Source organism: Bacillus sp. FSL R12-0074 (genome assembly GCF_038005725.1).
In the GTDB taxonomy this organism is placed as follows: domain Bacteria; phylum Bacillota; class Bacilli; order Bacillales; family Bacillaceae_G; genus Bacillus_A; species Bacillus_A mycoides.
The window spans coordinates 5218650-5245313 of record NZ_JBBOTR010000001.1 but is presented as its reverse complement, the minus strand read 5'-3'; the positions used below and the strand labels follow the sequence as shown (position 1 = coordinate 5245313).

General features: G+C 37.0%; 29 protein-coding genes and 1 pseudogene. 18 read left to right on the top strand and 12 right to left on the bottom strand.

Features of this window, described 5'->3' with window-relative positions:
- Positions 1–65 precede the first annotated feature (65 nt).
- Together NSS97_RS27315 and NSS97_RS27310 are read right to left on the bottom strand one after the other, a co-directional pair.
- On the bottom strand, positions 66–887 hold the full coding sequence (locus NSS97_RS27315; protein WP_044438399.1) for a Cof-type HAD-IIB family hydrolase: 822 nt from the start codon (positions 885–887) through the stop codon (positions 66–68).
- Between the two features lie 354 nt (positions 888–1241).
- Positions 1242–2525, bottom strand: coding sequence for a purine/pyrimidine permease (locus NSS97_RS27310; RefSeq protein ID WP_044438401.1), 1284 nt, complete (start codon positions 2523–2525; stop codon positions 1242–1244).
- A 116-nt stretch (positions 2526–2641) separates the two neighbouring features.
- Between NSS97_RS27310 and NSS97_RS30540 the strand changes: the two genes are divergently transcribed.
- The 4 genes and pseudogenes from NSS97_RS30540 (at position 2642) to NSS97_RS27295 (ending at position 3779) form a co-directional block, all read left to right on the top strand.
- Positions 2642–2791, top strand: a complete 150-nt coding sequence (locus NSS97_RS30540; protein WP_408094163.1) for a hypothetical protein — start codon at positions 2642–2644, stop codon at positions 2789–2791.
- A pseudogene (locus tag NSS97_RS27305) lies at positions 2760–3053 on the top strand (cation:proton antiporter regulatory subunit); the annotation flags it as partial. The gene NSS97_RS30540 and the pseudogene NSS97_RS27305, both read left to right, overlap by 32 nt.
- A gap of 6 nt (positions 3054–3059) precedes the next feature.
- Positions 3060–3347 carry a YwdI family protein gene (locus NSS97_RS27300; protein ID WP_001198367.1) on the top strand — a complete coding sequence of 96 codons (288 nt, stop codon included), beginning with the start codon at positions 3060–3062 and terminating at the stop codon, positions 3345–3347.
- Positions 3348–3410: 63 nt separating this feature from the next.
- Positions 3411–3779, top strand: coding sequence for a DUF423 domain-containing protein (locus NSS97_RS27295; RefSeq protein ID WP_002089827.1), 369 nt, complete (start codon positions 3411–3413; stop codon positions 3777–3779).
- 31 nt (positions 3780–3810) lie between these two features.
- Here NSS97_RS27295 and gerQ read toward each other — a convergent pair whose 3' ends face one another.
- The 4 genes from gerQ to hemQ form a co-directional block, all read right to left on the bottom strand.
- Positions 3811–4251, bottom strand: a complete 441-nt coding sequence (gerQ, locus tag NSS97_RS27290; protein WP_044438408.1) for a spore coat protein GerQ — start codon at positions 4249–4251, stop codon at positions 3811–3813.
- 27 nt (positions 4252–4278) lie between these two features.
- Complete coding sequence (gene cwlJ / locus NSS97_RS27285) at positions 4279–4701, bottom strand: cell wall hydrolase CwlJ (protein WP_002089824.1); 423 nt, start codon at positions 4699–4701, stop codon at positions 4279–4281.
- A gap of 174 nt (positions 4702–4875) precedes the next feature.
- On the bottom strand, positions 4876–6153 hold the full coding sequence (locus tag NSS97_RS27280) for a serine hydrolase (protein WP_341114525.1): 1278 nt from the start codon (positions 6151–6153) through the stop codon (positions 4876–4878).
- A 196-nt stretch (positions 6154–6349) separates the two neighbouring features.
- The gene (gene hemQ, locus NSS97_RS27275) at positions 6350–7093 is read right to left on the bottom strand and encodes a hydrogen peroxide-dependent heme synthase (RefSeq protein ID WP_341114522.1); all 744 of its coding nucleotides are present in this window, start codon (positions 7091–7093) and stop codon (positions 6350–6352) included.
- A 277-nt stretch (positions 7094–7370) separates the two neighbouring features.
- Between hemQ and pta the strand changes: the two genes are divergently transcribed.
- Positions 7371–8342: a phosphate acetyltransferase gene (gene pta / locus NSS97_RS27270; protein ID WP_002016367.1), complete on the top strand. Its 972-nt coding sequence runs from the start codon at positions 7371–7373 to the stop codon at positions 8340–8342.
- A gap of 63 nt (positions 8343–8405) precedes the next feature.
- Here pta and NSS97_RS27265 read toward each other — a convergent pair whose 3' ends face one another.
- Entirely contained in the window at positions 8406–9251 is an 846-nt protein-coding gene (locus tag NSS97_RS27265; protein ID WP_044438414.1) for a lipoate--protein ligase family protein, read from the bottom strand.
- 127 nt (positions 9252–9378) lie between these two features.
- Positions 9379–10074, bottom strand: coding sequence for an RsfA family transcriptional regulator (locus NSS97_RS27260; RefSeq protein WP_044438416.1), 696 nt, complete (start codon positions 10072–10074; stop codon positions 9379–9381).
- A gap of 289 nt (positions 10075–10363) precedes the next feature.
- Between NSS97_RS27260 and NSS97_RS27255 the strand changes: the two genes are divergently transcribed.
- From NSS97_RS27255 to NSS97_RS27230, 6 genes are all read left to right on the top strand, one after another.
- A complete protein-coding gene (locus tag NSS97_RS27255) occupies positions 10364–10588 on the top strand; it encodes a DUF1450 domain-containing protein (protein WP_000526075.1) in 225 nt (74 codons plus the stop codon).
- 237 nt (positions 10589–10825) lie between these two features.
- Positions 10826–11881, top strand: coding sequence for a FecCD family ABC transporter permease (locus NSS97_RS27250; RefSeq protein ID WP_002113119.1), 1056 nt, complete (start codon positions 10826–10828; stop codon positions 11879–11881).
- On the top strand, positions 11878–12894 hold the full coding sequence (locus tag NSS97_RS27245) for a FecCD family ABC transporter permease (protein ID WP_044438419.1): 1017 nt from the start codon (positions 11878–11880) through the stop codon (positions 12892–12894). The genes NSS97_RS27250 and NSS97_RS27245 overlap by 4 nt, the downstream gene beginning before the upstream one ends.
- 15 nt (positions 12895–12909) lie before the next feature.
- Positions 12910–13722, top strand: a complete 813-nt coding sequence (locus NSS97_RS27240; RefSeq protein WP_002034935.1) for an ABC transporter ATP-binding protein — start codon at positions 12910–12912, stop codon at positions 13720–13722.
- Positions 13723–13923: 201 nt separating this feature from the next.
- Positions 13924–14862 (top strand): ABC transporter substrate-binding protein, encoded by a 939-nt coding sequence (locus tag NSS97_RS27235; RefSeq protein ID WP_002138981.1) that lies wholly within the window; start codon positions 13924–13926, stop codon positions 14860–14862.
- A 145-nt stretch (positions 14863–15007) separates the two neighbouring features.
- Positions 15008–16312, top strand: a complete 1305-nt coding sequence (locus NSS97_RS27230; protein WP_002143908.1) for an HD domain-containing protein — start codon at positions 15008–15010, stop codon at positions 16310–16312.
- A gap of 39 nt (positions 16313–16351) precedes the next feature.
- Here NSS97_RS27230 and NSS97_RS27225 read toward each other — a convergent pair whose 3' ends face one another.
- Positions 16352–16537, bottom strand: coding sequence for a 2-hydroxymuconate tautomerase (locus NSS97_RS27225; RefSeq protein WP_001147171.1), 186 nt, complete (start codon positions 16535–16537; stop codon positions 16352–16354).
- A gap of 112 nt (positions 16538–16649) precedes the next feature.
- Between NSS97_RS27225 and NSS97_RS27220 the strand changes: the two genes are divergently transcribed.
- Together NSS97_RS27220 and NSS97_RS27215 are read left to right on the top strand one after the other, a co-directional pair.
- Positions 16650–17324 (top strand): site-2 protease family protein, encoded by a 675-nt coding sequence (locus tag NSS97_RS27220; RefSeq protein ID WP_044438423.1) that lies wholly within the window; start codon positions 16650–16652, stop codon positions 17322–17324.
- A gap of 25 nt (positions 17325–17349) precedes the next feature.
- Positions 17350–17859, top strand: coding sequence for a YwhD family protein (locus NSS97_RS27215; protein ID WP_002016357.1), 510 nt, complete (start codon positions 17350–17352; stop codon positions 17857–17859).
- A gap of 32 nt (positions 17860–17891) precedes the next feature.
- On the opposite strand, the gene NSS97_RS27210 is transcribed toward NSS97_RS27215, so the two are convergent.
- A complete protein-coding gene (locus NSS97_RS27210; RefSeq protein WP_044438425.1) occupies positions 17892–19943 on the bottom strand; it encodes a transglycosylase domain-containing protein in 2052 nt (683 codons plus the stop codon).
- A 100-nt stretch (positions 19944–20043) separates the two neighbouring features.
- A complete protein-coding gene (locus NSS97_RS27205) occupies positions 20044–20769 on the bottom strand; it encodes a glycerophosphodiester phosphodiesterase (RefSeq protein ID WP_044438427.1) in 726 nt (241 codons plus the stop codon).
- 150 nt (positions 20770–20919) lie between these two features.
- Between NSS97_RS27205 and NSS97_RS27200 the strand changes: the two genes are divergently transcribed.
- The 4 genes from NSS97_RS27200 to speB all read left to right on the top strand — a co-directional run bounded on the left by NSS97_RS27200 (position 20920) and on the right by speB (position 24601).
- Complete coding sequence (locus NSS97_RS27200) at positions 20920–21327, top strand: MerR family transcriptional regulator (protein ID WP_002016353.1); 408 nt, start codon at positions 20920–20922, stop codon at positions 21325–21327.
- 5 nt (positions 21328–21332) lie between these two features.
- Positions 21333–22496, top strand: coding sequence for an MFS transporter (locus tag NSS97_RS27195; protein WP_002016352.1), 1164 nt, complete (start codon positions 21333–21335; stop codon positions 22494–22496).
- Between the two features lie 186 nt (positions 22497–22682).
- The gene (speE, locus tag NSS97_RS27190) at positions 22683–23510 is read left to right on the top strand and encodes a polyamine aminopropyltransferase (protein ID WP_000424693.1); all 828 of its coding nucleotides are present in this window, start codon (positions 22683–22685) and stop codon (positions 23508–23510) included.
- A gap of 218 nt (positions 23511–23728) precedes the next feature.
- A complete protein-coding gene (gene speB / locus NSS97_RS27185; protein ID WP_002016350.1) occupies positions 23729–24601 on the top strand; it encodes an agmatinase in 873 nt (290 codons plus the stop codon).
- A 420-nt stretch (positions 24602–25021) separates the two neighbouring features.
- Here speB and NSS97_RS27180 read toward each other — a convergent pair whose 3' ends face one another.
- Positions 25022–26059, bottom strand: coding sequence for a PTS sugar transporter subunit IIC (locus NSS97_RS27180; RefSeq protein ID WP_002016349.1), 1038 nt, complete (start codon positions 26057–26059; stop codon positions 25022–25024).
- A gap of 234 nt (positions 26060–26293) precedes the next feature.
- On the opposite strand from NSS97_RS27180, the gene NSS97_RS27175 reads away from it, so the two are divergent.
- Complete coding sequence (locus NSS97_RS27175) at positions 26294–26656, top strand: YxeA family protein (protein WP_002130097.1); 363 nt, start codon at positions 26294–26296, stop codon at positions 26654–26656.
- The last annotated feature ends 8 nt before the right edge of the window (positions 26657–26664 follow it).

The window sequence follows — 26664 nt, the reverse complement described above, 5'->3', positions numbered from 1 at the left end:
ATTGCAATTTAAATAAAAACCTATTTGAAGTGTTTGACTTCAAATAGGTTTTATGAATGAAAATATTAAACAAGTACTTCCGTTTTTAAAACGAATTTCTCTACAACTTTTGCAACGCCATCGTTCATATTTGTATCTGTTACATAGTTTGCAATTTCTTTAATATCATCTGGTGCATTGCCCATTGCAACACCAAGACCAGCGAATTCAATCATTGCTTGGTCGTTATAGCTATCACCCATTGCGATAACCTCTTCACGCTTAATACCAAGTTTTTGGATTAGCTGGTTTAGGCTTGTTCCTTTTGTAACACCATGTTCAGTAAATTCTAAGAAGAATGGTTTAGAGCGCATAACGCTTAATTGACCTTCTAGTTGTTTTTGTAGTTTCTTTTCTACTTCAACAAGGCGTTCAGCTTCTTTATTCATTAATACTTTTACTACAGGTTCTTTAACAGCAGTTTTAAAATCATCTACTTCAATAATCGCCATGCCAGTAATTTCGCCCTCAATTTTAGTATAAGGATTATTTTCTTCTGTTACGATATCATCGCCAATATAAGTATGGATCCATACATCTTCAGTTTTACTAATTTCAAATAGGTTGTGAACGATTTCAGGAGATAGCGTGCTACTGAAGATTTCTTCATTTGTTTTACAGTTAATAATTTTTGCGCCGTTAAAAGATAGAATGAAGCTACCGTATTCCTCTAAACGAAGTTCTTTTGCAACATTGCGCATACCAAACGTTGGGCGCCCAGAAGCAAGTACAACTTTAACTCCTTGCTCTTGTGCTGTCATTAAAGCCTCTTTCGTACGAGGTGAAATTGTATGGTCGTCGCGTAATAAAGTATCATCTAAATCTAAAACAATCATTTTATAAGTCATATAGAAAATTCCTTTCTTTGTTAAAATAGAAATAAATTTTTATGAAGATAGTGGGGAATATAGTAAGACATCGAACTTCTTTGCATGAAACTAGGAGAAGTTCTGCATTGTTAGTATAAATTATCATGAGCGTGTTGCCCATGATAATTTATCCCGCATTAACGGGCAGTAAGACTCCCACCTCAAAATTTAGCTGGAGCAAAGAAGTTAGGTGGGAGATTAACTGCCCGTAAACGCCCGATTGGTTCAACTAATAATCAGTGGGGATGAACAAAAACCCCACTGATTAAAGTTTCACTTTATCATTATCGTAACAACTCTAAAGATAGAGTGCAATAATGGAAGTTTTCCAATTTACGATGGTTGTTTTTCGTGCGAACGAGAAAATAATATTTCCAGCAAGATAGCCATTACAGATCCAAGAACAAGACCGTTACTTAAAAATGAAGCCAAAAATGGTGGTAGCGTAGAAAACGCTCCTGCTGGAACGAACATAACGCCGACTCCTGTAAAGATTGAAAGGCCTGCTACTTTAAATAATTGTTCTTTATTTTGTACAGTGTCATATTCGCGGAAAGCTAGACCAATCATGCTTGCAAATACAGGATAAATTGCAGCATACCCAACTGCAACGGGGATGGCTGCAAAGAATGAAGTAATCTTTGGGAATATACTAACAAGAATGATAAAGCTTGACCCTAACATAAATGGAAGGCGCTTATAAATATTTGTCGTTGCAATAAATCCTGCGGATCCAGAAATGGCAACAGGACCAATGGCTGAAAATAGACCGCCTAGCAATTGATTTATTCCTGTTATAATGCCAGCTTGTTTGAAGCGATCTGGAGCAGCATCTTCTTCATACTTAGAAACAACCTTTTGTACAACGCGAATACTTGCTAACATATTTGTTAGCAGTAGTAGTGTGACGAAAACTACCGTAATTGCCATGTTCCATTCAATGCGAGGCATTCCGAAAACAAACAGAGATGGAAGACGAATTATATCTGTCACAGGTGTTACTGGATTAGATAATCCGAAGCACGCAAATAATATCCAGCCGCAGACGATACTGAAAAGAACGGAATATTGTCCAATAATAGGTATCTTCATAATGAAAAAAGATAGTAAAATAACAATGAGTGAAAGAATAAATACCTTTGGCTGTACTTCTGTATGTTGTCCATCAAGGCCAAACATGCCTTTTAAGAAGGAGCCACTAAGTTGTGCGACCAAAAGGAATAAATACGTTCCAATTACTGTCGGTGTAAAGTAACGAACTAGTTTATCAATAAGTCCAAAAACACTAAGAATAATACAAATGATGCCACTTAATAGGAAAGCGTACTGAAGGACCTTAAGTGTTTCATTGCTTGATCCAAATAATACGACGCCTAAACTTGCATACAAGGAGAAAATTCCCCACCAAAGGCCTGCAGGACCTTCTTGGATAGGAAGTTTATGACCAAATATGGCTTGCAAGAGACCGGCAAAACCGAGAACAAATAATGTTCTTTGTACAAACGCGATAGCTTCAGCGCCATCAAGGCCGTAACTAGTTGCGACACTAATTGGTACAATAAGACTTCCAGCTAAAATAAATAGTGCCCATTGTAAGGCAGAAAGAAATAGCTTCATTATATCAACCGCTTTCATAGATTCCGTTTTCTAGTATATACGTATTTCATTTCCTCTGGCAAAGATTGTAGATAGAGAAAAGAGTTGAAACGTAATATGAATGTACGGAAGCAATTATGGATAGCGGTTATATGTATGACTTTTGTTGTAATTCTAGGAATGCTATGACAATTGAAGAGATTAGCTTGTTTCAAGCATTTTGGATGACGATGATTACTGTATTGATGGTTGGATATTGCGAATCCGTTAACAGTGCATTATATTGATACAGTATTGTATGGAATAGAGCAATCATTTGTAATTGAAGAAATTCAAGTTGGTAAAGATTCTAACTTAGCTAGTAAATTGTTATTAGAGAGTAATGTGAGAAATCAATTTGGTGTAACAATTTTAGCGATTTTAAGAGATGGGGATATTATCCATAATCCAACGGGGCAGGAAAAACTGCAAGAACATGATATGATAATAGTATTTGGTTCAGTGGAAAAACTGAGGCAATTTGAGAAAGAACTACAAAGTAAGAGGTGACAAGGAATGCAAGTATCTAGCGATAAGGTTTTAAATAAAATGGCGAGTGAAATTGCAAAGGCAAAAAGTAGTGAAGGACAAAAATCAAAAGAGCATTTATTAGTTGTGCGTGCATTATGTGATTTATTATTAGATGAACAAGTTGAGCCTTCTACGTATAGAGAACCACAAGTTCAATCACAAATAATCGGATCTCAGCCTATAACAACAGTTCAACCGGTTATGCCAGTTTCTGGAGAACCTGTGTATATAAAAGAAGAAGGTGCAAATGGTAATTCTTTATTTGATTTTTAGGGATTAAATCGTTTGGATTATATGTGAAAATTGCTTATGATAAAAATAAAAAGGGGAATTAAGATGAAAATTTTCTTTTTACTAGGTTGTATTGCAGCGGGGCTATCTGTTGCATTAGGGGCTTTTGGAGCACATGGTTTAGAAAATAAAATTTCTGCAAAAATGTTAGAAGTGTGGAAGACGGGCGTTACATATCAAATGTTTCATGCAGGTGGCTTATTCGTAGTCGCTCTATTAATGGACAAAATGCAATCATCACTTTTAAACACTGCAGGTTGGCTTATGGTAGCTGGGATTATTATGTTCTCAGGCAGTCTTTATGCATTAAGTACAACAGGTATTAAATTCTTTGGCCCAATCACACCCCTTGGTGGTGTAGCGTTTATTGTGGCGTGGATTTTAGTCGGAACTGCAGTTGTAAAAGGGTTATAAAAAACAAAAGCTGGCATTCGCCAGCTTTTTTTTATGGTCTTGGAGCATAAGTTGCTTGTTGACCAGGTAAATACGTAATTTCTCCTGGGAATTCTACATAATCTAAATAAATCATTAGTAGTAAAAAGCGTTTTCCAGATTTCGGCTCACTAATTACGATATGATCACGGCCAGCTGCCTCGATGATCCCTGTATAAGATTGTGTACCAAGCGAACTACCGCGTTCATAAGTCATTACAACTGTAGCTGGCTTACCCTTATTTAAACGAAGGATGTTTTCAATATACGATTGCTCTAGTGGTAACATACCTTGAGAAACTGCAAGTTGAGCCTGAGCAGCTTGTTGTTGCATCGCTTGCTGTTGTTGCATCGCTTGCTGTTGTTGCTGCGCGGTCATTTGTTGCGGTTGCACATAAGTTCCAGATGGTTGATAAAAACCTGTTCCGTAGTACGGGTTTTGTTGCTGTGTCATTCAAAAATCCCTCCTCATTTTCATTCCTTAATATACGCTTGGACAATCCTCCCCGGATGGTTGGAAGAAGCAGTGCTTTTTAAAACGTCCAGAGTTTTGCTGGTTATACCAAGTTGGTGGGCAAGGACCTTCAGGTCTAAAAAACCATAAAGCGAAATTTGCAGGCCAAAAACGTTGCCCTTGAATTGTTCGACGGGCTAAGGCAATATCTTGTTCTCTTGCTCGTTGATAAAAATACCCTTTTTGAGTAGCTTCAAAACCACCAGGATTTTGATAAACCATCTGACGTAAGTTCCGTACTTTTTTAAAATCTAAACAATTTCCGCGGACACGATTTACACCGACATTTCCAACCATTAGCATGCCTTGTTGTCCTTCTCCTTCAGCTTCAGCACGCATGAGTCTAGCTAATAACTTTACATCTTCTTCTGTATGTGCGATAACACCCATTATGTGTCACCTCTCTTTTTGGAATACCCTTTGGAAAGAGGTTTTTCTTAGATGAAGTGTGGAACAATTACTAGTTCATACGTATGAGAAAAAGGACGCAGATATGACAACCAAACGAAGTTTTACATCTAGAGGGGAAAATAAAAAAAGCTAGCGTGAGCTAGCTTTTCATCATTAAAATACTTTAGACCATAAATTTGAGAAGAAATCGCCAATTGAACGCATTGTTAATACGAACCAATTTGCTTTTTCTACTTCTTCAGTCGTTTTTGCAGTAACTTTTATACTTTTATTTCCGTCTAAGAAACCATATTTATCAGATGGTTCTAAGACGATTGAACCTACCTTTGCATCTTTCTTAATAGGAGCAACTAAATGCTCATCTTCAGCAAGTGATTTATCTGCTTCAGTAGAAATTTTGTAAGGTGATTTGCTACCTTTTGCAGTAACTACTGCCACTTCTTTTTCTGGTGCAACTGTTACGTAGTCTTCTTTTCCTTTTACTACAGAAATTTTGTTATTTTTATCGATTTTTAATTTCTGTTTTTCGAAGTTATTAAATCCATATTCAATTAATGCGCGAGATTCTGTGAAACGTTCGTCCATTGATTTCGTTTTAATAATAACAGATATAAGACGTAAATCACCGCGTTTTGCTGTAATGGTAAAACCATACCCAGCTGTATCGGAACTTCCTGTTTTTAAACCATCTGCTCCTTCATAAGAGAAAGCAGCACCTGGTAACATCCAGTTCCAATTTTCCATACGAATTGGTTTTGGATGATTATCTGGGAAGTTTCTAAATCTTTGTTTTGTATCCTCTAGCATTTCTGGATACTTTGTAATAATTGTTTTTGAAAGAATGCCCATATCGCGAGCTGACATGGAGTTTTCTCCATTCGGATCAGTTCCTTCAGGATGTTTTCCTTTTAAATCAGCGTTATTTAACCCAGTAGCGTTTACAAATTTATATTTCTTTAACCCTAGTTTTTTCGCATGTTCATTTGCGAGATTTAAGAAGTTCTTTTCACTTCCTGCAAGTAATTCTGCTAAAGCAATACTAGATCCATTTGCAGAGAAGATAACGATAGAATGGTATAATTCTCTTACAGTATATTGACGTCCTTTTTCGAACGGCACGTTAGAGAATTCATTATTACGTGAAACTTCATAAGCGTAATCAGAAATAGTTACTTTCGTATCCCAAGTGATTTTTCCTTCTTTAATTGCTTCTAATACGGCATAAATAACAATTAATTTTGACATACTAGCGATAGCTAGTAATTCATCTGGATTTTGTTCATGCAGTATTTTTCCTGTATCCGCATCAAATAGCAGTGCAGCAGCTGCCTCTATATGTATTTTTTCTTCTGCATGGGATGTTGTTACTCCTAAGGAAGAAATTGACAATAGAGACACTAGTAAAATAGACAAGATTTTCTTCATATACATTATCACCTTCGCATCGTTATTAGCATATAGCTCGTACCATTTTAGCATAAATTTGGATATAGAAAGGTTACAATTTTGTAAGGAAATTGAAAAGGATTTGTCGATTTTTGTTCAAATTTGCAGAGAAAAGAAGTTTTTTGAGGAGAAATATAGAGGGTAATAAAAAAAGGAACGAAATTCGTTCCTTTTTTACGATTTATATGTGTAAAAATTTCTCTACCTTTTCGTCTGGTAAAATGTTTCCAACGAAAAATGTTCCGAATTCACCATAACGAGCACTTACTTCATCGAAGCGCATTTCATATATAAGTTTCTTAAATTGAAGAACATCGTCAGCAAATAATGTTACGCCCCACTCAAAATCGTCAAATCCAATTGATCCTGAAATAACTTGGCGCACTTTACCTGCGTACTGGCGACCGATTTTGCTATGGCTGTACATAAGTTTCTTACGTTCATCCATAGGAAGCATATACCAGTTATCATTACCTTGGCGACGCTTATCCATTGGATAGAAGCAAATGTGATTTGCTTTCGGTAACTCAGGATATAAGCGAGCTAAGATTTGTGGGTTTTGGTATGGGTCTTCATCAGCTGGAAGATAGTTGCTTAGTTCAACAACAGATACGTAAGAATATGCAGGAACTAAATATTCAGCTAATGTTGTTTTATTTAATTCTGTTTCGATTTCATTTAACTCTTCCATTGTTGGACGTAAGATCATAAGCATAATATCTGCTTTTTGACCAACAACTGTATACATTGCATGACTGCCTTTTTTTGCAGTAGCTACTTCGTTCCATTTTTCAACGACATTTAAAAATTCAGACACTGCTTGTCCGCGTTCGTCACTAGATAATGTTTTCCATGCTGCCCAATCAATAGAACGTAAATCATGTAAACAATACCAGCCATCTAACGTTGTTGTTGCTTCACTCATTCTATTCACCTCAGTTAATGATATTTTACACGTTAACTATAGCATATATAGGATTAAAAACATCTACATAAAGTTTCGGCGCATAAAACTGTCACATTTATATTTACTGGAAAACGGGAGAAAATAAGGCTTAAGTAGGCTTATTTTTCCGGCTGAATTTTATGAAAATATAATCATTTTCATTTTATCTATTTTTTGGGAGCTATAAGTTTAAAATATAGCTGAAAAGAAGTATTCTTAAAGGTAGAGTTTTTAACATTTGTAGGAGGGTTTATTCGTGAGCAATTTATTTACAGCAGTAAAAGAAAAAGTTCAAGGAAAAGGCATTTCTATCGTACTTCCTGAAGGAACTGATGAAAGAATTTTAGGCGCTGCAGAGCGTTTAGCAAAAGAAGAGTTAGTAAAACCAATTTTAGTTGGTAATAAAGAAGAAATTAGCGCAAAAGCTGCTAGCATGAACTTAACATTAGCAGGCGTTGATATTTACGATCCAGCTACATACGAAGAGATGGATGCAATGGTAGCATCTTTCGTTGAACGCCGTAAAGGTAAAGCAACAGAAGAAGATGCTCGTAAAATTCTTAAAGACGAAAACTACTTCGGTACAATGCTTGTATACATGGGTAAAGCACAAGGTTTAGTAAGTGGTGCAGCTCACTCTACAGCTGATACAGTTCGTCCAGCACTTCAAATTATTAAAACAAAACCAGGCGTTACAAAAACTTCAGGCGTATTCATCATGGTACGTGAAGAAGAGAAGTATGTATTCGCTGATTGCGCAATTAACATTGCACCAAACAGCCAAGATTTAGCTGAAATTGGTATCGAAAGTGCGAAAACTGCTGAACTATTCGGTATTGACCCACGCGTTGCTATGTTAAGCTTCTCTACAAAAGGTTCTGCGAAATCTCCAGAAACAGAAAAAGTTGTAGAAGCAACTCGTATTGCGAAAGAAATGGCTCCTGAATTAACTTTAGATGGAGAATTCCAATTCGATGCTGCATTCGTACCATCTGTAGCTGAGAAGAAAGCTCCAGGTTCTACAATTAAAGGTGATGCTAACGTATTCGTATTCCCAAGCTTAGAAGCTGGTAATATCGGCTACAAAATCGCTCAACGCTTAGGTAACTTCGAAGCAGTAGGACCAATCTTACAAGGTTTAAACATGCCTGTAAATGACCTATCTCGTGGATGTAACGAAGAAGAAGTGTACAAGTTAGCTTTAATTACGGCAGCTCAAGCACTTTAATTCTATAATGAATTAGTATGAAAAAAGACCACCCTATTTCTTTTGAAATGTGGGTGGTCTTTTTTATTTCTCTAAGCCAAGTGCTTTATTGTTACGATCAATAATACGTTGTAAATTTGTCTCATATAAAGGAACTTCATCTACTGTTAGCTGAGATGATGTTAACTTTGGAGCGAATTGTTGCAACGTTTTTAAAAGGCGCATCATTAAATCTTGTACTGTAATTGTTTCGCCAAGTAATTCAGAGAGTGAAGCCATCGTACTCGGTACAATTTCAGGGTACGTAAATCGCGTTTCTTCTCCTTGAATTGCTACGTTGTAAAAATCACGAACGAGTGCGGCACGCTCAGATCCGCTTCCTGTCGCACATAAGTAAATTTGTACAGCAACGCCTCCGCGAATACGACGCTGAGAAATACCAGCAAATTTTTGATCGCGAATGCTCAAATCGTAGCTACCAGGACAATAAGAACCAACAATTTCTTTTGCTTCGATAGTAACATCGTAATCTTTTAACATTTCCTTAATTAAATGCCACATCGTATCGTATCCAAGGTCGATATCGATACCCTTTTCTGTTTCTTGGAATAAAAGTGATACGTTTAAAACACCTTCATCAAGTACGACAGCAAGTCCACCAGAATTACGAACGATAACATTGAAGTCGTTTTCCTTTAAAAAGGAAATACCTTCTTCTAAATGTGGTAGGCGTGAATCTTGAATGCCAAGAACAATTGTATTGTGATGAACCCAAGAGCGCATTGTTGCAGCGGATAGACCATTTCCAATACTTGTGCATAACGTGTCATCCATTGCGAATGACTGAAGTGCATGGAAAGTTGGTCCTAAACTAGACTGATCTACAATACGCCACTCTGGCTGAGATAAAATCGAACGGGAATTGCTCATATAACTAACCCCTTATTTTTAAAATGACAATCTCTATTATAGCAAAAAATGTAGAAAGGGGTTTTCTCATATATAAAGGGAAGTTTAGAGGTGAAAGAATAAAAAGGATGCATTGCATGCATCCTTTTTATTCTGCAATTTTTTCTAAGTTACCGTTTCGATCCATGCGGAAAGATGTTTGTGAGCGTTCCTCATCATCCATTACTGCTAATTTACGAGCACGGTTCATAATATTCATAAGTGTTTCGTAATCCTCTTGTACAGTATGAGATTGTTGTTCTAATTTTTCTAGTTTCTTTTCTAGTTCTTCATTTCGCAGGATTTGCGTTTTAATTTCTTGTTTCAATCTCGTATTCTCGTTTTCAAGAGCTGTTACTTTTATATTTGAAGATCCAACTGTTTGTAAAAAGTAAATAACATCTTGCATTGTTATTGAGCTTTTTGGATCAGGGACAGTCGGCTTTTGATATGGAGTAGCTTCTGTATATTGAACAGCTGTTTCATACGGTACGTGTTCTTCATAATCAGTTATCGCCGCCGCTGAAGCTGGTGGTGTGTAAAGCAAACGTTTTTTTGTCTGTTCACCGCCCGCAGCACGCATTTTATCTTTACGATGTTTTTTTGCTAGTTGAAGAGCTTGTTCATAGCTATAGCGAACAACAGCATTCCAGCGGAAACCACAAGCAGCAGATGTGCGATTCAACTGATCTCCTACTTCTTCAAAAGCATTTAATTGAGTACTTCCTTCTCGAACATGGCGAAGCACCGTTTCAGCAAGTAATAAATCGTCCTCGTCTGTCCAAGCATCTTGTCTTACTTTCATAGATTCAACTCCCTTTCTTTTTATGAACTTCCTATTTTTATAATGGGCAAAAAAATGAACTTTTATACAAAGCTTTTAAAAATATGGTAGATTTCAATGAAGAGAAGAAATGTGGCTATGAATGATGAAAGCTTTTGAAGGAGAAAATATAAAAAATAGGTAGCTTTATATAGGAATAGAGCTACGCCCGGAGACTTGCAACAAGCTTCAAAGAGCGGTAAAATACCATTTAGTGTTTATTTTTAAATGTACTTGTGAAAAGTTTAAAATAGAGGAAGTGTTATATATAATGGGAAACGAATTTCGTGTGTGTGATGATTGTCAGGCAACGAACGTTAAAACGTTGATTCCGAAGTTAAAAAAAGTAGATTCATGTGCAACGATTGAGGTTGCATGTCAGTCTTACTGTGGCCCTGGTCGTAAAAAATCATTCGCGTTTGTAAATAATCGTCCAGTTGCGGCTCCAACAGAAGACGAATTAATTGTAAAAATTGAAGCAAAATTAAATAAGTAAGAAAAAGAAGAGTGAACAGATTACTCTTCTTTTTTTATGTCCATAAGATAGCGTTTTGTATGAATTCGTATTTCAAAATAATGGTTGACAGTCTTTTGACGTGGTAGGTAGAATAGAAAGTGTCTGATTCTGATAATCATTATCACGAAAAAGGTCAATTCACCTAATTTTTTTATTATTATTTGAGAATAAATTTCATTTTATTAAATATATGTTGTTGGTTAGGATGGTTGAGGGATGGAAGCGAGCGCAAGGAGTATAGAACAGCAAGATGTGAATGTTAAAGAGATTAAGAGCAGACCGCTCGTTGCTTCTATTATTTTAATAGCAGGCACAATTTTGTTAGCTTTAAGCATGGCAGTTTCTATTTCGTTTGGTGCAGCAGATATTAGTTTAAAGACCGTTTGGCAAGCTGTATTTCAGTTTGATGGGTCTATCACGCATCATAACGTAATTCAAGAACTTCGTATGCCTAGAGCAATAGGGGGCGTAGTTGCAGGTGCCTTTTTAGCGGTATCAGGAGCAATTATGCAAGGTATGACACGAAATCCACTTGCATCCCCATCGTTAATGGGGATTACAGATGGTGCAGTATTCGGGATTGCAATTATGTATGCATTCTTCCCTAATTCACCTTATTTAATGTTCGTTATCGCATCTTTTATTGGAGCTGCGTTTGGAGCTAGCATTGTATATGGTATTGGGTCTTCTTCACCAGGTGGATTAACGCCTGTGAAATTAGCTTTAGCTGGTGCAGCAATTAGTGCTTTATTAGGGGCAATTTCATCTGGAATTGCATTGTATTTCAACCTTGCCCAAGAGGTAAGTATGTGGAATGCAGGCGGTGTTGCCGGAGTGAAATGGCAAAGTATTAATATGTTAGTACCGATTGGTCTTGTTTGTCTCGTTATAGCAATTATGATGTCGAGGTATATTACCATTTTAAGCTTTGGTGAAGAAATTGCGATTGGACTTGGTCAAAATACGACATTAATTAAATTTATCGGAACAGTACTTGTTCTTGTATTAACAGGTTCTGCGGTTTCTATGGCAGGATCGGTTGGATTCGTTGGACTTGTAATTCCGCATATGACTCGTTTCCTTGTAGGCTCAGACTATAGATGGGTTATTCCATGTTCTGCAGTCTTAGGTGGATTATTAATTGAATGTGCAGATATGTTATCGCGCGTTATTAATCCACCATTTGAAACGCCAATTGGAGCAATTACAGCGCTAATTGGAGTGCCATTCTTCCTCTACTTAGCACGTAATGAAGGGAGAGGAAAAATGTGAGGACGAGCGTCTTAACAAAAAAGAACATTTCTATTTTAACGATTTTAGTAGGATTAATCGTTGCTGTATTTTTAATAAGTTTAAATACCGGAACATTTAAAATTCCTCCAATAGATGTATTAAAGTCACTAGTTGGATTGGGTGCAGAAGATCAATCTGTTATTTTATTTGAATTTCGTATGCCGCGTATGGTTATTGCTATATTAGTTGGTTCTGCATTAGCTATGTCAGGTGCAATTTTGCAAGGGCTATCACGAAACCCACTTGCTGATCCAGGTATTATAGGTATTAACGCCGGAGCGGGATTAACAGTTGTTGTATTCGTCTACTTTTTCTTTGGAAAAGTTGGAACTGGTACATTTTTATCTGTGTTTATCCTTCCATTCTTCGCGCTAGTTGGTGCGATATTAGCAGCGGTTATTATTTATTTACTAGCATGGAAAGACGGTGTTTCATCAACTCGATTAATTCTTGTTGGTATCGCTGTTGCAGCCGGATTTGGTGCGGTTAGTTTAATTTTCTCTATGAAGATGACATCTAACGACTTCCGTTTTGCAACGATTTGGTTGGCAGGAAGTTTATGGGGAACAGATTGGAAGTTCGTACTAAGTGTACTCCCATGGATGATTATTTTCTTACCACTTGCCATTAGTAAAGCACACATATTAAATGTAATGAATTTAGGCGACTCTACAGCAGTTGGCCTTGGTGTAAACGTAGAAAAGGAAAGACGTAAATTATTATTTATTGCAGTTTGTTTAGCTGGTGCATCTGTTGCGGTGGCGGGAGGCATTGGTTTTATCGGTTTAATGGCTCCGCATTTAGCGAGACGCCTTGTTGGTGGTAAACATCAAATTATGTTACCAACGGCTGCATTAATAGGAACGTTCTTGCTTTTATTTGCAGATGTAATTTCAAGAAGTGTGTTACCAACTTCAGAAATACCGGTCGGTCTTGTTATTTCTGTAATTGGCGCACCATATTTCATATATTTACTTATGAGGACAAAATAAAGGGAGGCTTTTTGTATGGCAACTTTAGCAGTTGATGCGGTATCTGTTGGGTATAATGAAGGGTTAATTATAGATGGATTAACAGTTGAAATTCCGGAAGGACAAATTACAACGATTATTGGACCAAATGGTTGTGGGAAATCCACATTATTAAAAACGGCTTCTCGTATTTTGAAAGCAAAACGAGGTACTGTTTATCTTGATGGAAAAGCAATTGAGAAACAGCCAACGAAAGAAATCGCAAAGAAAATGGCGATTTTACCACAAACTGCAGAAGTGCCAACAGGCCTTACTGTGTTTGAACTTGTTTCATATGGACGTTTTCCTCATCAAAAAGGATTTGGAACATTGAAAGAAGAGGATTACCGCTACATTCATTGGGCACTTGAAGTGACGGGGATGACAGAATTCGCAAATCGTCCAGCAGAAGCTTTATCAGGTGGTCAACGTCAACGTGTATGGATTGCGATGGCTCTTGCACAAGGAACAGATTTACTTGTGTTAGATGAACCAACAACATACTTAGATATGGCTCATCAACTTGAGATATTAAACTTACTGAAGAAGTTAAACAAAGAAGAAGGCAGAACGATTGTTATGGTTATTCACGATTTAAATCATGCTTCTCGTTTCTCTGATCATATGATTGCATTAAAAGCAGGTAAGTTAATGAAACAAGGAACGCCAGATGAAGTTATGACGAGTGAAACACTTCGTAACGTATTTGAGATTGAAGCGCAAATCGTTCCATGTCCAGTAAACTGTAAACCAATTTGTTTAACATACGATTTAGCGATGATTAATAATCAATTGCGTAAAAAAGCATAATTAATAGAATTTCCCCCTCTTAAAGAGGTGAGAGGGGGAGTTCTAATGGACGTTGAGCTTCTTACCCACGGATGGGAAGTTGAACGCCCGTTAGAACGGGTTATAAACAACAATTAATAAAAATATATTAATTAAATGTTGTTTCGTTTCTTATAGTTACATGCAAATTATAAGAGAAATACAGCTAGAAGGAGTCGGAATATGAAGAATTTTAAAATGGCACTATTAGCAATGGTACTAGTTGTTACTTCTGTACTATTTGCAGCTTGTTCTAACAAAGAAGAAGAAAAGAAAGCAGATGCGAAAACTGAAGAGCGCACTGTACAACACGCAAAAGGGGAAATTAAAATTCCTGCAAATCCAAAGAAAATTGCTGACCTTAGTGGTTCAACAGAAGAATTATTAATTTTCGGTATGAAACCGATTATTACTGCAAATACAACACAAGAAAAAATTGATTCACATATTGAGAAGAAATTGAAAGATGTAAAACCGGTTGGTTCTGCGTGGGGCGATAAAATTAACATCGAAGCAGTGGCTGCTGCAAAACCAGATTTAATTATTGTAAACAATCGTCAAGAAAAGATTTATGATCAATTATCTAAAATTGCACCAACAGTTATGTTAAAAACTCCATTAGACCAATGGCGTCCAAAATTCGAAGAAGTAGGTCAAATCTTCGGTAAAGAGAAAGAAACAAAAGAATGGTTCAAAAAGTATGATGAAAAAGCAAGCAAATTACATGACAAAATCGTTGCTAAAACTGGCGATGCAACATTCATGAAAATGGCTGCATATCCAAATGCATTCCGTGTATACGGTGACTACGGTTACGGTAGCGTAATCTTTGGTGATTTAAAATTACCAGCAGTTAAAGGTACACCAACTGATAAACCGTTAGTACAAATACAAAAAGAAGCTTTAATTGATTACAACCCAGATTACTTATTCGTATTTACAACTGGTGACGGTTCTCAGCGTCTAAAAGAATTCCAAGAAGAATCAATTTGGAAAAATATGAACGCTGTTAAAAACAACCATGTATTTACAATCAGTAATGAAGATGTAAACAAAGGATACTTCCCACTAGGTAAAGAAATGATCCTAGACGAAGTTACTGAGTTCATTTTAGGAAAATAATATATGAAGAAAAATCACCTTTGCTTTGGTAAAGGTGATTTTTCTTCATATAACAGGAATTAATATAGTCTTTCATTTCTTTCTGTTTCCTATATCGTTTATAATATATAGTAAGAATGCAGTAAAGAAAGGGGGATGTCGGAAAGTGGTATATTTAAACGACAAACTCAGCGAAACAAAAGTGTTTAAAGACCCAGTACATAAATATGTACACGTGCGTGATCGCGTTATTTGGGATTTAATCGGAACGAAAGAATTTCAACGCTTGCGCCGTATTAAGCAGCTTGGTACGACATTTTTTACATTTCACGGTGCAGAGCATAGTCGCTTTACTCATTCGTTAGGTGTATATGAAATTATTCGTCGTATGATTGATGATGTGTTTGATGGCAGACCGAACTGGAATGCTGAAGATAGATTGTTATGTTTATGTGCGTCATTACTTCATGATGTCGGTCACGGCCCATTTTCTCACTCGTTTGAAAAAGTATTTTCGTTAGATCATGAGAAATTTACGCAAAAGATTATCGTTGGTGATACGGAAATTAATCGTGTGTTAAGCCGTGTGGATAAGGATTTCCCGCAAAAGGTAGCAGATGTAATTGCGAAAACATCTACTAATAAATTAGCGATTAGTATGATTTCGAGCCAAATTGATGCCGATCGTATGGATTATTTATTAAGAGATGCATATTTTACTGGTGTAAAGTATGGGAACTTTGATATGGAACGTATACTGCGTGTCATGCGCCCGTACGGTAATCAAGTGGTCATTAAAAATAGTGGTATGCATGCTGTAGAGCATTATATTATGAGCCGTTATCAAATGTATTGGCAAGTATATTTTCATCCGGTAACACGTAGTGCAGAAGTAATTTTAACGAAGATTTTACACCGAGCTAAATCGTTGCATGAGAAGTATTATGCGTTTAAAAATCATCCTGTTCATTTCTATTCTTTATTTGAAGAAGAAGTAACAGTAGAGGATTATTTAAAGTTAGACGAGAACGTAATGTATTATTACTTCCAAGTATGGCAAGACGAAGAAGATCCGATTTTAAGTGACTTATGCCGCCGTTTTATGAATCGAAATCTATTTAAATATGTAGAGTTTACAGATAAGCACGGTTTAGATAATTGGATGGAGCTAAGTAGCTTATTTAAAAAAATTGGACTAGACCCAGAGTATTATTTAGTTGTTGATTCAACATCGGATTTACCGTATGACTTTTACCGCGCAGGAGAAGAAGAAGAGCGTCTGCCAATCTTACTTCTTATGCCGAACGGGGAACTTAGAGAGCTTTCGCGTGAATCGGATATTGTTGAGGCGATTACAGGTAAGAAGCGAACGGATCAAAAGCTATTCTATCCGCATGATTTAATCTATGAAGATGGAAGAAAAGGAAAATATAAAGAGAGAATTATCGAGTTGTTAGAAGGAAAGAAATAAGAAGCAGCTAAGAGCTGCTTCTTATGAAAAAACTTGAAATTATTTGTCGCTTAAGCGTTTTCCGCCAACTGCATAATGGTTTTTAGACATTTCTTCGATGAAAACAACGATGTTTTCTTCAGGAGCACCAGTTGTTTCGCTTACTGCTGCTGTTACTTTCTCAGCAAGAGCTTTCTTTTGTTCTTCTGTGCGTCCTTCTAGCATTTTCACTGTTACGTATGGCATATATAATCGCTCCTTTTATGTAAGTTACACTCTTATTATAGCGGATTATGAGGAAGAACAATCGGAAAAACAAATAATTTCTTTTTTTGACATATTGAAGAGGAGATGAGTTATGGATCAGTTATTTAGATACCCATTGCAACAAATTCCATTGGTAGCAATGGCGATTATTATTGCGCTATCTGTGCATGAATTTGCACATGCGTATGTTGCATATAAATTTGGAGACGATACAGCGAAAAAGCAAGGACGTTTAACGTTATCACCGATGGCTCATTTAGATCCTATCGGTATGATTGCTGTATTAATTCTTGGATTCGGTTGGGCAAGACCCGTGCCTGTTAACCCATATAACTTTAAAAGACCGCGTCTTGCAGGAATATTAGTTTCTATTGCGGGACCGATAAGTAATCTTATCTTAAGTGCAATTGGTTTAATTATTTGGTATAGCTTAATAACATTTGGTGTGTTAGATGCGATGCCAATTGCAGTAGCAGATACGCTGGATCAATTTTTCCAAATTTTTATTATGCTTAATATTGTTTTACTTGTATTTAATTTATTACCAATCCCGCCACTTGATGGTTATCGCGTTGTGGAAGATTTAGCACCAGCAAATATTCGTGCGAAAATGACACAGTATGAAAAGTATGGATCAATTGCGTTATTAATTCTTGTTATTACACCGCTTAGCAATTACACAATTCAACCTATTTTCAATGTTGTTATTCCATATGTATTAGTATTTTTACAAAATATCATTGCGCCTATTTTCAGGCTTTTTTAATCATTAAGCGAGGAGGAGTTTACATATGACAGAGAAAAAGAAAAAAATCGGTTTTAATATCGTGAAAAATGATTCAACAGATGGACATGGTGGTTTTGGCGTTGGGGCATTAAGTTTAGAAAATATTTCTCCTGTATTTGTTGATGTATTAGAGAAAACTGCGTTCGTTGATATCGGTGCGATGCATGCGCGTAGTACAGTAGAAAAAGGAATTAAGTTTTTAACAAATAAAGATGAAGTTCCAAACGGAAAACCGTTTTGGCTCGTTTGGGTAACAATTGAAAGAACACCAAACGGTGCTTATTACGCAGGTGCAACAGCCTGTGAAATGACAGTAGACCGTGAAATTCGCCGCGGATATAAATCACTTCCAGAGCATGTAAATAAAATGGATAAATCACTAAAGCGTCACATCATGATTGATCATATGGATGAATCATCTAAAAAAGTACTTGGTACATTCTTAAAAGAGCATAATGAAGCAATTTGGAACGAATCTAGTGAAGAATTGCGCCACGCATTATTAGGCGAATAAAAATAGCTGACGGATTTCCGTCAGCTATTTTTTTACCACGGGAGATATTTTTTCCACCAACCCGTCTTTTTCTTCTCTTCACTAACCTTTTCGAACTCTTCCTTATCATCAACGTGATCCATACAATACTCTGTTGGCTCTGTACCTTTTGCGAAATACATTTTCACAGAAATGGGACAATTTTTTGTAGCAATCTTACCGTTTTCAGGATTAACATCGACTGCAACAACATCTGCTGGTTGTTTGAACTCTTGTTTAGGCTGTCCATCTAATCCTTTTTCCATTGTATCGGTCCATATTTTTTTTGCGTATCCTTGTTCTGCTACGTTTGAAATGGATTTAGGTTGATCGTATCCAATCCAAACCCCTGTTACAAGTTGTGGGGTAAATCCAATCATCCAACTATCAGTTTCTGTAGAACCAGACTTTCCAGCATATGTTCTTGATAGTTTGGATAACATCGATTGACCGGTCACAGCGGCATAACTGCTTAGTTTTTTATTAAACATCCCTGCCATCATTTCTTCCATCACAAAGGCTTTGCTTTTATCTAGAACTTGTTTACTTTCTAAATGAGCATCGTATAGCATATTTCCTTCATGATCAACGATGCGCCTTATAAAGATTGGTTTTACTTCTTTCCCGCCGTTTGCAAACATGCTATAAGCATTGACCATTTCAATTGGTTTTACAGGAGATGTGCCGAGAGCAAGAGACGGAACATCTTTTAATGCGCTAGTAATACCGAATTGCTTCGCTGTTTTTGTAAGAATGTCTTCGCCTAAAAATAGATTTGTCTTCACAGCATATACGTTATCAGAAACAGCGAGTGCTTGTGCCATTGTCACAAAGTCGTCTGCATAATAGTTTTTATAATTTTTCGGTTTATATTTGGAAACACCATCACCTAAAGTGAATACAGTGTATTCGCTTTTCAAGCGCGTAGCAGGGGTGAATCCTCGTTCTAAGGCTGCGTAATATAGGAATGGCTTAAATGTAGAGCCAGGCTGACGAGCGGCTTGTGTAGCTCTGTTAAATTGACTCGTATTATAATCAGTTCCTCCAACAAGGGCAGCCACTTCACCCGTTTTTGGATTCATAGAGACGAGGGCAGTTTGGATGTTTGTTGTTTCAGGTATATGATTTTTTACAGCTCGCTCTGCTACAGATTGTAATTTAGGGTCTAGCGTTGTATAAATACGTAAGCCACCTCGCTGTAAGGCTTGCTCATCTAATCCGATATCACGAAGAAGAGAAGCTTGTACAGCATCTTGGAAATAAGGCGCGACCTCTGCCACTTTTTTCGTATCTAATGAGGCGAAAGTTAGCGGTTCCTTTTTTGCCGAGGTAGCTTGCTGTTTTGTAATATAACCTTGTTCTACCATTTCATCTAGTATGAGAGATTGACGCCCTTTAGCACGCTCCTCTTTTAAAAAGGGAGAGTAGAAGCTAGGTCCTTTCGGAATGCCTGCGAGCATACTAGCTTCTGCTAATGTTAATTCTTTTGCAGTTTTATCGAAATACAGGCGAGAAGCAGCTTCGATTCCGTAAGCACCATGCCCGTAATAAATTGTATTTAAATATCCTTCTAAAATATGATTTTTATTATAGTTCACTTCAAGGCGAACGGTATACATTGCCTCTAATAGTTTACGCTTCCATGTTTTATCATGATCTAAGTATAGGTTACGAGCGTACTGTTGTGTAATAGTACTAGCACCTTGTACTTTTGCCATTGCTTTTAAATCGGCAACAATGGCACCAACAATGCGCTTTATATCAAATCCATGATGTTTGTAGAATCGTTGATCTTCAATAGATAGTGTTGCCTCTTTTACATAAGGAGAAATTTCATCAAGAGATACATTATAGCGCTTTTGTGTTTCATTACTTTGTCCTATAACGGTGTCATCATTAGCGTAAAAGACACTCGTTTGCGGCACTGCAACAGGGGGAGGCCCCATAATTTTTGCAGCTATAATGATAATAAAAAAGGAAAAAACGAAAAAAAGAACACAAGAAAACATTACGGTGAAGAAAAGACGTTTATATTTTTTAAGTTTTGGATTCATAGTTTGATCCATCTTTTTCAGCCCCTCATTAATACAAGCATTATTGTATTAGTATTGAGGGTTTTCGTTTATTTTAAACAATGAAATTTTGAAAACAAAAAAGCCCCTTCAATTAAGAAAGGAGCTCAAAGGCACGTGCTGGCCAATCGGTAATGATGACATCTACACCATAGTCAATCATAGTTTGTAAATCTTTATATTCATTAATAGTGTAAGGACGAAAAACGTATCCTTGCCCCTGTGCTAATTGGACAAACTCTTTCGTTAATAATTGAAAGTTTGGATGTAATCCAGTCGCCTCGCGCCTTTTTGCTTCAGCAATAGGATCTGCAAGTGGTGTATCGTACAAAATCGCTCTTGGAATTTCTGGAGCAATTTCTGCTAATAATGAAACGGAATCGTGGTTAAATGATGAAAATACAATTTGATTGGATAGATGATATTCACGAACAAGAGCAACAACTTTTTCTTCAATATTTGGATAATGAAGAACATCTGTTTTTAATTCAATGTTAAGTTGTAAATTTGTTGTAGAGAGCCAAATAAATACTTCTCGTAATGTTGGGATTTTCGCCTCATGGAAAGAAGGATCTTTATGGCTACCAGCATCTAAAGCTTGTAATTCCTCTACAGTTTTCTCAGAAACAAGTCCCACGCTATTTGTTGTGCGGTCCACCGTTTCATCATGAATAACAACTAGTTCACCATCTTTTGATAGATGAACATCAAGTTCAATTCCGTGAGCCCCAATGCGTTCAGCCTCTTGGAAGGCAATCATCGTATTTTCTGGGTGTGTTCCTTTTACCCCGCGATGAGCGAAAATAAGTGGTTTATTCATGTGGAAATCTCCTTATCATCTCTTTTCTTTTATTATGAAACTGCTTTGAGAAAAATACAATTCATATGACAAACATTTACAAAAGTATAACAGTTGCACAAAAGTTAACGTTAACGTAAAATGTAATAATCGGTGAAGGGAGGAATACACATGTATAAAATCGATGAAGTAACAAAGCAAGTTGGTTTAACAAAACGTACACTTCGTTATTATGAGGAAATTGGTTTAATTCATCCCCCAGAACGCAGTGAAGGGAATATTCGCCTGTATACAGACGAGGACATTGCGAGAATTAAAAGGATTGTGGAAGCGAAAGAAGTACTAGGAATTACGCTTCAAGAAATGCAACATTTCTTATCGTTAAAAGAAAGAATGGAACAAAGAAGAAATAGTGAGAATCCGCGTGACCGTGAAGTGATTCAAGAAATTAAAGAGATGCTTGAAAAACAAGTGCAAACGTTAGACGAAAAAATGGAGCAAATGCAGCGTGTTAAGGCAGAGCTAGAGGATAGTTTAAGCCGTGCAGTTACATTTTTAGAGAATACAAAAGGAGAGTAATCAAAATGGAGAGCAAACAAAAATTAGGGAGATTGATTACAGTGGTGGCTACCTTCCTTGCCTTTTCAGGTATAGGAGTAGTCGACCCAATTTTACCAAGTATTGCTGAACAAATTGGTGCTTCGCATTGGCAAGTCGAGATGTTATTTACAGCTTATATTTTAACGATGGCAATTATGATGTTACCAGCTGGAATATTCGCATCAAGATTTGGTGATAAACGAATGATGACGATCGGTCTTGCGATTGTAACTGTATTTGCATTTATATGTGGTATATCGCAAACGATTGCTCAATTATCTCTTTTCCGCGCGGGGTGGGGATTAGGAAATGCGATGTTCTTCGCAACGGCGATGACATTATTAATTGCATTAAGTAAAGAAGTTCATGAAGCAGTAGGATTATATGAAGCAGCTATCGGTTTAGGGATGGCAGGTGGACCTTTATTAGGCGGTATATTAGGTGGACATTCTTGGCGTTACCCATTTTTTGCGACGAGTATTTTAATTTCTTTAGCATTTATTTTAGTTTTCTTTTTTGTAAAAGAACCGGAGCGAAAAGTGAAGCGTAAAGCGGCAGGCGTAGGAGAATTACTTAACCTGGTGAAGTATAAACCGTTTATGCAAGGTGCTATTTCGGGAATGTTATACTACTACGGATTTTTCGTTGTGTTAGCATATTCACCACTGATTATGCATTTATCTGCTATTCAATTAGGATTTGTATTTTGCGGATGGGGATTAGCATTAGCTTACGGATCAGCAATTTTAGCGCATAAGCTAGAAGGTAAATATGAACCAAAAACATTGTTAAAAGGTAGTTTACTCGTATTTGCGATTTTCTTAATTGCACTATTCTTCGTTAAAATCATGTGGTTACAAATCGTGTTAATCGTTCTATCAGGATTAGCATCAGGCTTAAATAACGCGTTATTTACAAGTTATGTAATGGATATTTCACCTTATGAAAGATCTGTTACATCAGGTGTTTATAACTTCGTTCGTTGGTTAGGAGGCGCGATTGCTCCAATTTTATCAGGAGTCATCGGTCATACAGTTTCACCACAAAGTCCGTTTTTAGTCGGTGGAATTGTTGTGTTAGTTGGTTGCGTAATGATCTTAATTCCGATTCGTAAACCGGTAGAAATAGAGACAAAAACCCTTTCTTAAGAAAGGGTTTTCTTTCCTATTACAGAGCAATCCCTTTTCACATATATGTTAGAACCCTCTGACTAAAATATATTTTCGGTATTTTTGTACTTTTAACTATACTTTTTGGATGTTTTGTTTTATTTTTGTTAGGGGACATTAATGATGTCCCTATTATAAATTTGCATTGAAAGGCGTGATTGTACGATGGAACTATGGTTCACTGAAAAACAAACAAAGCATTTTGGAATTACGGCGCGTATTAACCGCACATTACATACGGAGCAAACAGAATTCCAAAAACTTGATATGGTTGAAACGGAAGAGTTCGGAAACATGCTTATTTTAGATGGCATGGTTATGACAACAGAAAAGGACGAGTTCGTTTATCATGAAATGGTAGCGCACGTACCTTTATTTACACATCCAAACCCTGAAAACGTATTAGTAGTAGGCGGTGGCGATGGTGGTGTTATTCGTGAAGTATTAAAACACCCAAGCGTAAAGAAAGCAACTCTTGTTGAAATTGATGGAAAAGTAATTGAGTACTCTAAACAATACTTACCATCAATTGCAGGCGCATTAGATGATGAGCGTGTAGAAGTAAAAGTAGGAGACGGTTTCCTACACATCGCAGAAAGCGAAAATGAATATGACGTAATTATGGTAGATTCTACTGAGCCAGTAGGCCCAGCAGTAAACCTATTTACAAAAGGCTTCTACGCTGGAATTTCTAAAGCGTTAAAAGAAGATGGTATTTTCGTTGCTCAAACGGACAACCCTTGGTTTACACCAGAACTAATTACAACTGTGTTTAAAGACGTAAAAGAGATTTTCCCAATTACTCGTCTATACACAGCAAACATTCCGACGTATCCAAGTGGACTTTGGACGTTCACAATCGGATCTAAAAAACATGATCCATTAGAAGTAAGTGAAGAGCGTTTCCATGAAATCGAAACGAAATATTACACAAAAGAATTACACAATGCAGCATTCGCATTACCGAAATTTGTTGGCGATTTAATTAAGTAAGAGCGTTAAATTGAAATAAATAAAGTGTAAGTAATTCATTTAAGGTGTTTGTCTAGAAGGCTTGAACATGCTAGTTACTTACACTGCTACAAATGAAGTAGTCTTCTTGTGATAACAAGAAGGCCCAGGTAAATCGAGAAAGAGGAGCAATGCGCTCCAAATTTGAGAAATAGTGAAAGGTTGGGATACCTTAAGTTCCACATAAGGAGGAAAAGAATATGCGTTTTGATGAAGCTTATTCAGGTAAAGTATTTATTAAAAGTCATCCAAGTTTTGAAGAGTCAGAGGCAGTTATTTACGGGATGCCTATGGATTGGACAGTAAGTTTCCGTCCAGGATCTCGCTTTGGCCCTGCACGTATTCGTGAAGTATCAATCGGTCTTGAAGAATATAGTCCGTATTTAGATCGTGAACTAGAAGAGGTAAAATATTTTGATGCGGGTGATATCCCATTACCATTTGGGAATCCACAGCGCAGCATAGACATGATTGAAGAATATGTAACAAAACTATTAGATGCCGGTAAGTTTCCACTAGGTCTCGGCGGAGAGCACTTAGTGTCTTGGCCAATTTTTAAGGCAATGGCAAAAAAATATCCGGATTTAGCAATCATCCATATGGATGCTCATACTGACTTACGTGAGTCATATGAGGGAGAGCCTTTATCCCACTCTACACCAATTCGTAAAGTGTGCGATTTAATTGGTCCGGAAAACGTATATTCTTTCGGTATTCGTTCTGGAATGAAGGAAGAATTCGAATGGGCAAAAGAAGTAGGAATGAACTTATATAAATTTGACGTATTAGAACCGTTAAAGGAAGTATTACCGAAACTTGCAGGACGCCCAGTCTATGTCACAATTGACATCGACGTATTAGACCCAGCTCACGCTCCTGGAACAGGAACATTAGAAGCTGGAGGTATCACATCTAAAGAACTATTAGAGTCCATCGTAGCAATTGCAAATTCAAATATAAAAGTAGTCGGAGCAGACTTAGTAGAAGTAGCTCCAGTCTACGATCATAGTGATCAAACACCAATCGCAGCAAGCAAATTCGTGCGGGAAATGCTGCTCGGTTGGGTTAAATAAAAGCGTAGGCAGCTCGCTCAGAATCGCAGGTCATTGGAACGCTCGACCGAGAAGCGCTTTTGGCTTCGAACGAGAGTGTGAAATGGCCGGGGATTCTAGCTACTGTAGCTGGATAAAATAAAAGCGCAAGCGGCTCGCTCAGAATGTGAGGGGGATGGAGCTTCAGACGTAGAGGCGTTTTTTGCCTCGAAGGAAGAAGCGAAGCCACCGATCATTCTAGCCGCTGTAGCTGGATAAAGTAAAAGTGAAGCCGACTCAAAAAGTGTTTTGAGCCGGCTTCTTTTATTAATAGGTAGGTTATTATTGTCTTATTTAGTAGTTAAGTCGATATATGCGGAGTTGTGTTCAATATAATTTCACTTACCGTCACGCGACATAAAAAAAGAGCTATTCTCAAACGATGAGAATAGCTCCCTTTCTTTACGCAACTTTCTCTTCCGAAGTAATTCCGCGAATTTCATCAGCAGAACGGATTGGATATTTGCGGAACACAATGGAACCGACGTATCCAACAATAGTGGTAACGATTCCACATAATACGGCAGCAATCGTTACTTTTATTACATCATTAAATCCGAACAGTACGAGAAGTCCTGGAATTGGTGATGCTGTCCCTGGTGCATTATTAACGAGCTGGAATAGCGACGTAATAATACCGGCAAGCGCACCGCCAACAAAGTTTGTCATATAGATAGGAATTGGATTTGCTGAGACAACATCGGCCTGTGTTAACGGCTCGATCGCCACGGCGATGGTATCTTTCTTTGAACAGATTTTTAGTCGTTTAAAGAAAATGAAGTTCATTGGGGCAGAAGCTGCTACGGCAAGACTACCAATTGCCATTGGTAAACCAGTTAATCCAAGCATTGCAGTTAGTGCCATAGAACTTAATGGAGATGTAGAAATAACTGTTATTAATCCACCAAGCATAATACCCATAATGATAGGACTTTCTGTAGTTGCAACTGAAATCATAGAACCGATTTTACCGAGTGTTGCGTTAACGAGTGGATCCATAAGCATGGCCATTCCACGTGAAATTGGTGCGGCAATACATAGGATTGCTAAAAATTCTACACCAGCTGGTAATTTCTTTTCGAGAAATTTCACGACGAAAGCACAAACGTATCCAGCGAAAAATCCTGGTAAAATACCGAATCCACTAGTAGCTATACCGATTAAAACAGCGTATACGGGCGAAACACCGATTGCTAATGCGACTAAAATTGCCGCTGCGACACCGCTCATGCTACCAGAAGCTACTCCTACTGATTGTAAAAAGTCATTATGAAACATTTCTCCACCAATATAACGGTGAAATGCTTCAATAAGAAAACTTGCGATTGCTGCATTAGCTAAAGCGCCCATTGCTTTCATTCCGTAAGGCGCACGGTAACTGAAAAGTGTAAATAGACAAAGTACAACAAGTAATAGTGCTAAACCTTGCAAGATAGCCATTTGAAAATTGTCTCCTTTGATTTTTGTAATAAAAATTTGTATCATTCAATAATAATATAAAAGTTTGTTAAACGGAAAAATTTTTTATTGGGAAATTGCTGTAAGGTGAAAAACTCTTACAATAATGTAAGGAAAGTGTAAGGCATTTCGATAGAGTATAGTATGCCTTTTTTCGTATAATACAGGTATAGACATACGGCTAGTGAGAAAGCAGTGCAAACAGGAGGCGCATTTATGAAATTGGTAATTAAAGTTTTAGCTGTGTTCGCCATTATTTTAGGTGGAACAGCATATTATTTAAACACGAAAACAGAAGGTGTGCATGCTTTTGTAGACAACTTCTTTTCAAATAAAGAAATACAAGATTATTATGCTGTTATAGATAAAAGTGAGAAAAAAGACGATGAATATTTGTATACATTTAAAGGGTATACAGAAGATGGAAAGCTACAAGTTATTAAAAGAATGGTGAACCGTGAATTGCATACGGGTGCTTTTATAAAAATTTATGCAAAAGGTATGCAGGGAAAAGGATGGGCTGAAATCTCGAAAGAATCAATCCCGCAAAAAGCGTTGCAAAAAATAGAAAAACCATAAAAGGAGCG

Coding starts and splice junctions, on each gene's coding strand:
- NSS97_RS27250 (WP_002113119.1), top strand. CDS start 10,826: ATGGAAGCGAGCGCAAGGAGTATAGAACAGCAAGATGTGAATGTTAAA.
- NSS97_RS27200 (WP_002016353.1), top strand. CDS start 20,920: ATGTATAAAATCGATGAAGTAACAAAGCAAGTTGGTTTAACAAAACGT.
- NSS97_RS27195 (WP_002016352.1), top strand. CDS start 21,333: ATGGAGAGCAAACAAAAATTAGGGAGATTGATTACAGTGGTGGCTACC.
- NSS97_RS27205 (WP_044438427.1), bottom strand. CDS start 20,769: ATGAATAAACCACTTATTTTCGCTCATCGCGGGGTAAAAGGAACACAC.
- speB (WP_002016350.1), top strand. CDS start 23,729: ATGCGTTTTGATGAAGCTTATTCAGGTAAAGTATTTATTAAAAGTCAT.
- speE (WP_000424693.1), top strand. CDS start 22,683: ATGGAACTATGGTTCACTGAAAAACAAACAAAGCATTTTGGAATTACG.
- NSS97_RS27210 (WP_044438425.1), bottom strand. CDS start 19,943: ATGGATCAAACTATGAATCCAAAACTTAAAAAATATAAACGTCTTTTC.
- NSS97_RS27215 (WP_002016357.1), top strand. CDS start 17,350: ATGACAGAGAAAAAGAAAAAAATCGGTTTTAATATCGTGAAAAATGAT.
- cwlJ (WP_002089824.1), bottom strand. CDS start 4,701: ATGGGTGTTATCGCACATACAGAAGAAGATGTAAAGTTATTAGCTAGA.
- NSS97_RS27260 (WP_044438416.1), bottom strand. CDS start 10,074: ATGAAAGTAAGACAAGATGCTTGGACAGACGAGGACGATTTATTACTT.
- NSS97_RS27295 (WP_002089827.1), top strand. CDS start 3,411: ATGAAAATTTTCTTTTTACTAGGTTGTATTGCAGCGGGGCTATCTGTT.
- hemQ (WP_341114522.1), bottom strand. CDS start 7,093: ATGAGTGAAGCAACAACAACGTTAGATGGCTGGTATTGTTTACATGAT.
- NSS97_RS27240 (WP_002034935.1), top strand. CDS start 12,910: ATGGCAACTTTAGCAGTTGATGCGGTATCTGTTGGGTATAATGAAGGG.
- NSS97_RS27310 (WP_044438401.1), bottom strand. CDS start 2,525: ATGAAGCTATTTCTTTCTGCCTTACAATGGGCACTATTTATTTTAGCT.
- NSS97_RS27280 (WP_341114525.1), bottom strand. CDS start 6,153: ATGTATATGAAGAAAATCTTGTCTATTTTACTAGTGTCTCTATTGTCA.
- NSS97_RS27235 (WP_002138981.1), top strand. CDS start 13,924: ATGAAGAATTTTAAAATGGCACTATTAGCAATGGTACTAGTTGTTACT.
- NSS97_RS30540 (WP_408094163.1), top strand. CDS start 2,642: ATGGATAGCGGTTATATGTATGACTTTTGTTGTAATTCTAGGAATGCT.
- gerQ (WP_044438408.1), bottom strand. CDS start 4,251: ATGACACAGCAACAAAACCCGTACTACGGAACAGGTTTTTATCAACCA.
- NSS97_RS27225 (WP_001147171.1), bottom strand. CDS start 16,537: ATGCCATACGTAACAGTGAAAATGCTAGAAGGACGCACAGAAGAACAA.
- NSS97_RS27175 (WP_002130097.1), top strand. CDS start 26,294: ATGAAATTGGTAATTAAAGTTTTAGCTGTGTTCGCCATTATTTTAGGT.
- NSS97_RS27265 (WP_044438414.1), bottom strand. CDS start 9,251: ATGAGCAATTCCCGTTCGATTTTATCTCAGCCAGAGTGGCGTATTGTA.
- NSS97_RS27315 (WP_044438399.1), bottom strand. CDS start 887: ATGACTTATAAAATGATTGTTTTAGATTTAGATGATACTTTATTACGC.
- NSS97_RS27300 (WP_001198367.1), top strand. CDS start 3,060: ATGCAAGTATCTAGCGATAAGGTTTTAAATAAAATGGCGAGTGAAATT.
- NSS97_RS27180 (WP_002016349.1), bottom strand. CDS start 26,059: ATGGCTATCTTGCAAGGTTTAGCACTATTACTTGTTGTACTTTGTCTA.
- NSS97_RS27220 (WP_044438423.1), top strand. CDS start 16,650: ATGGATCAGTTATTTAGATACCCATTGCAACAAATTCCATTGGTAGCA.
- NSS97_RS27255 (WP_000526075.1), top strand. CDS start 10,364: ATGGGAAACGAATTTCGTGTGTGTGATGATTGTCAGGCAACGAACGTT.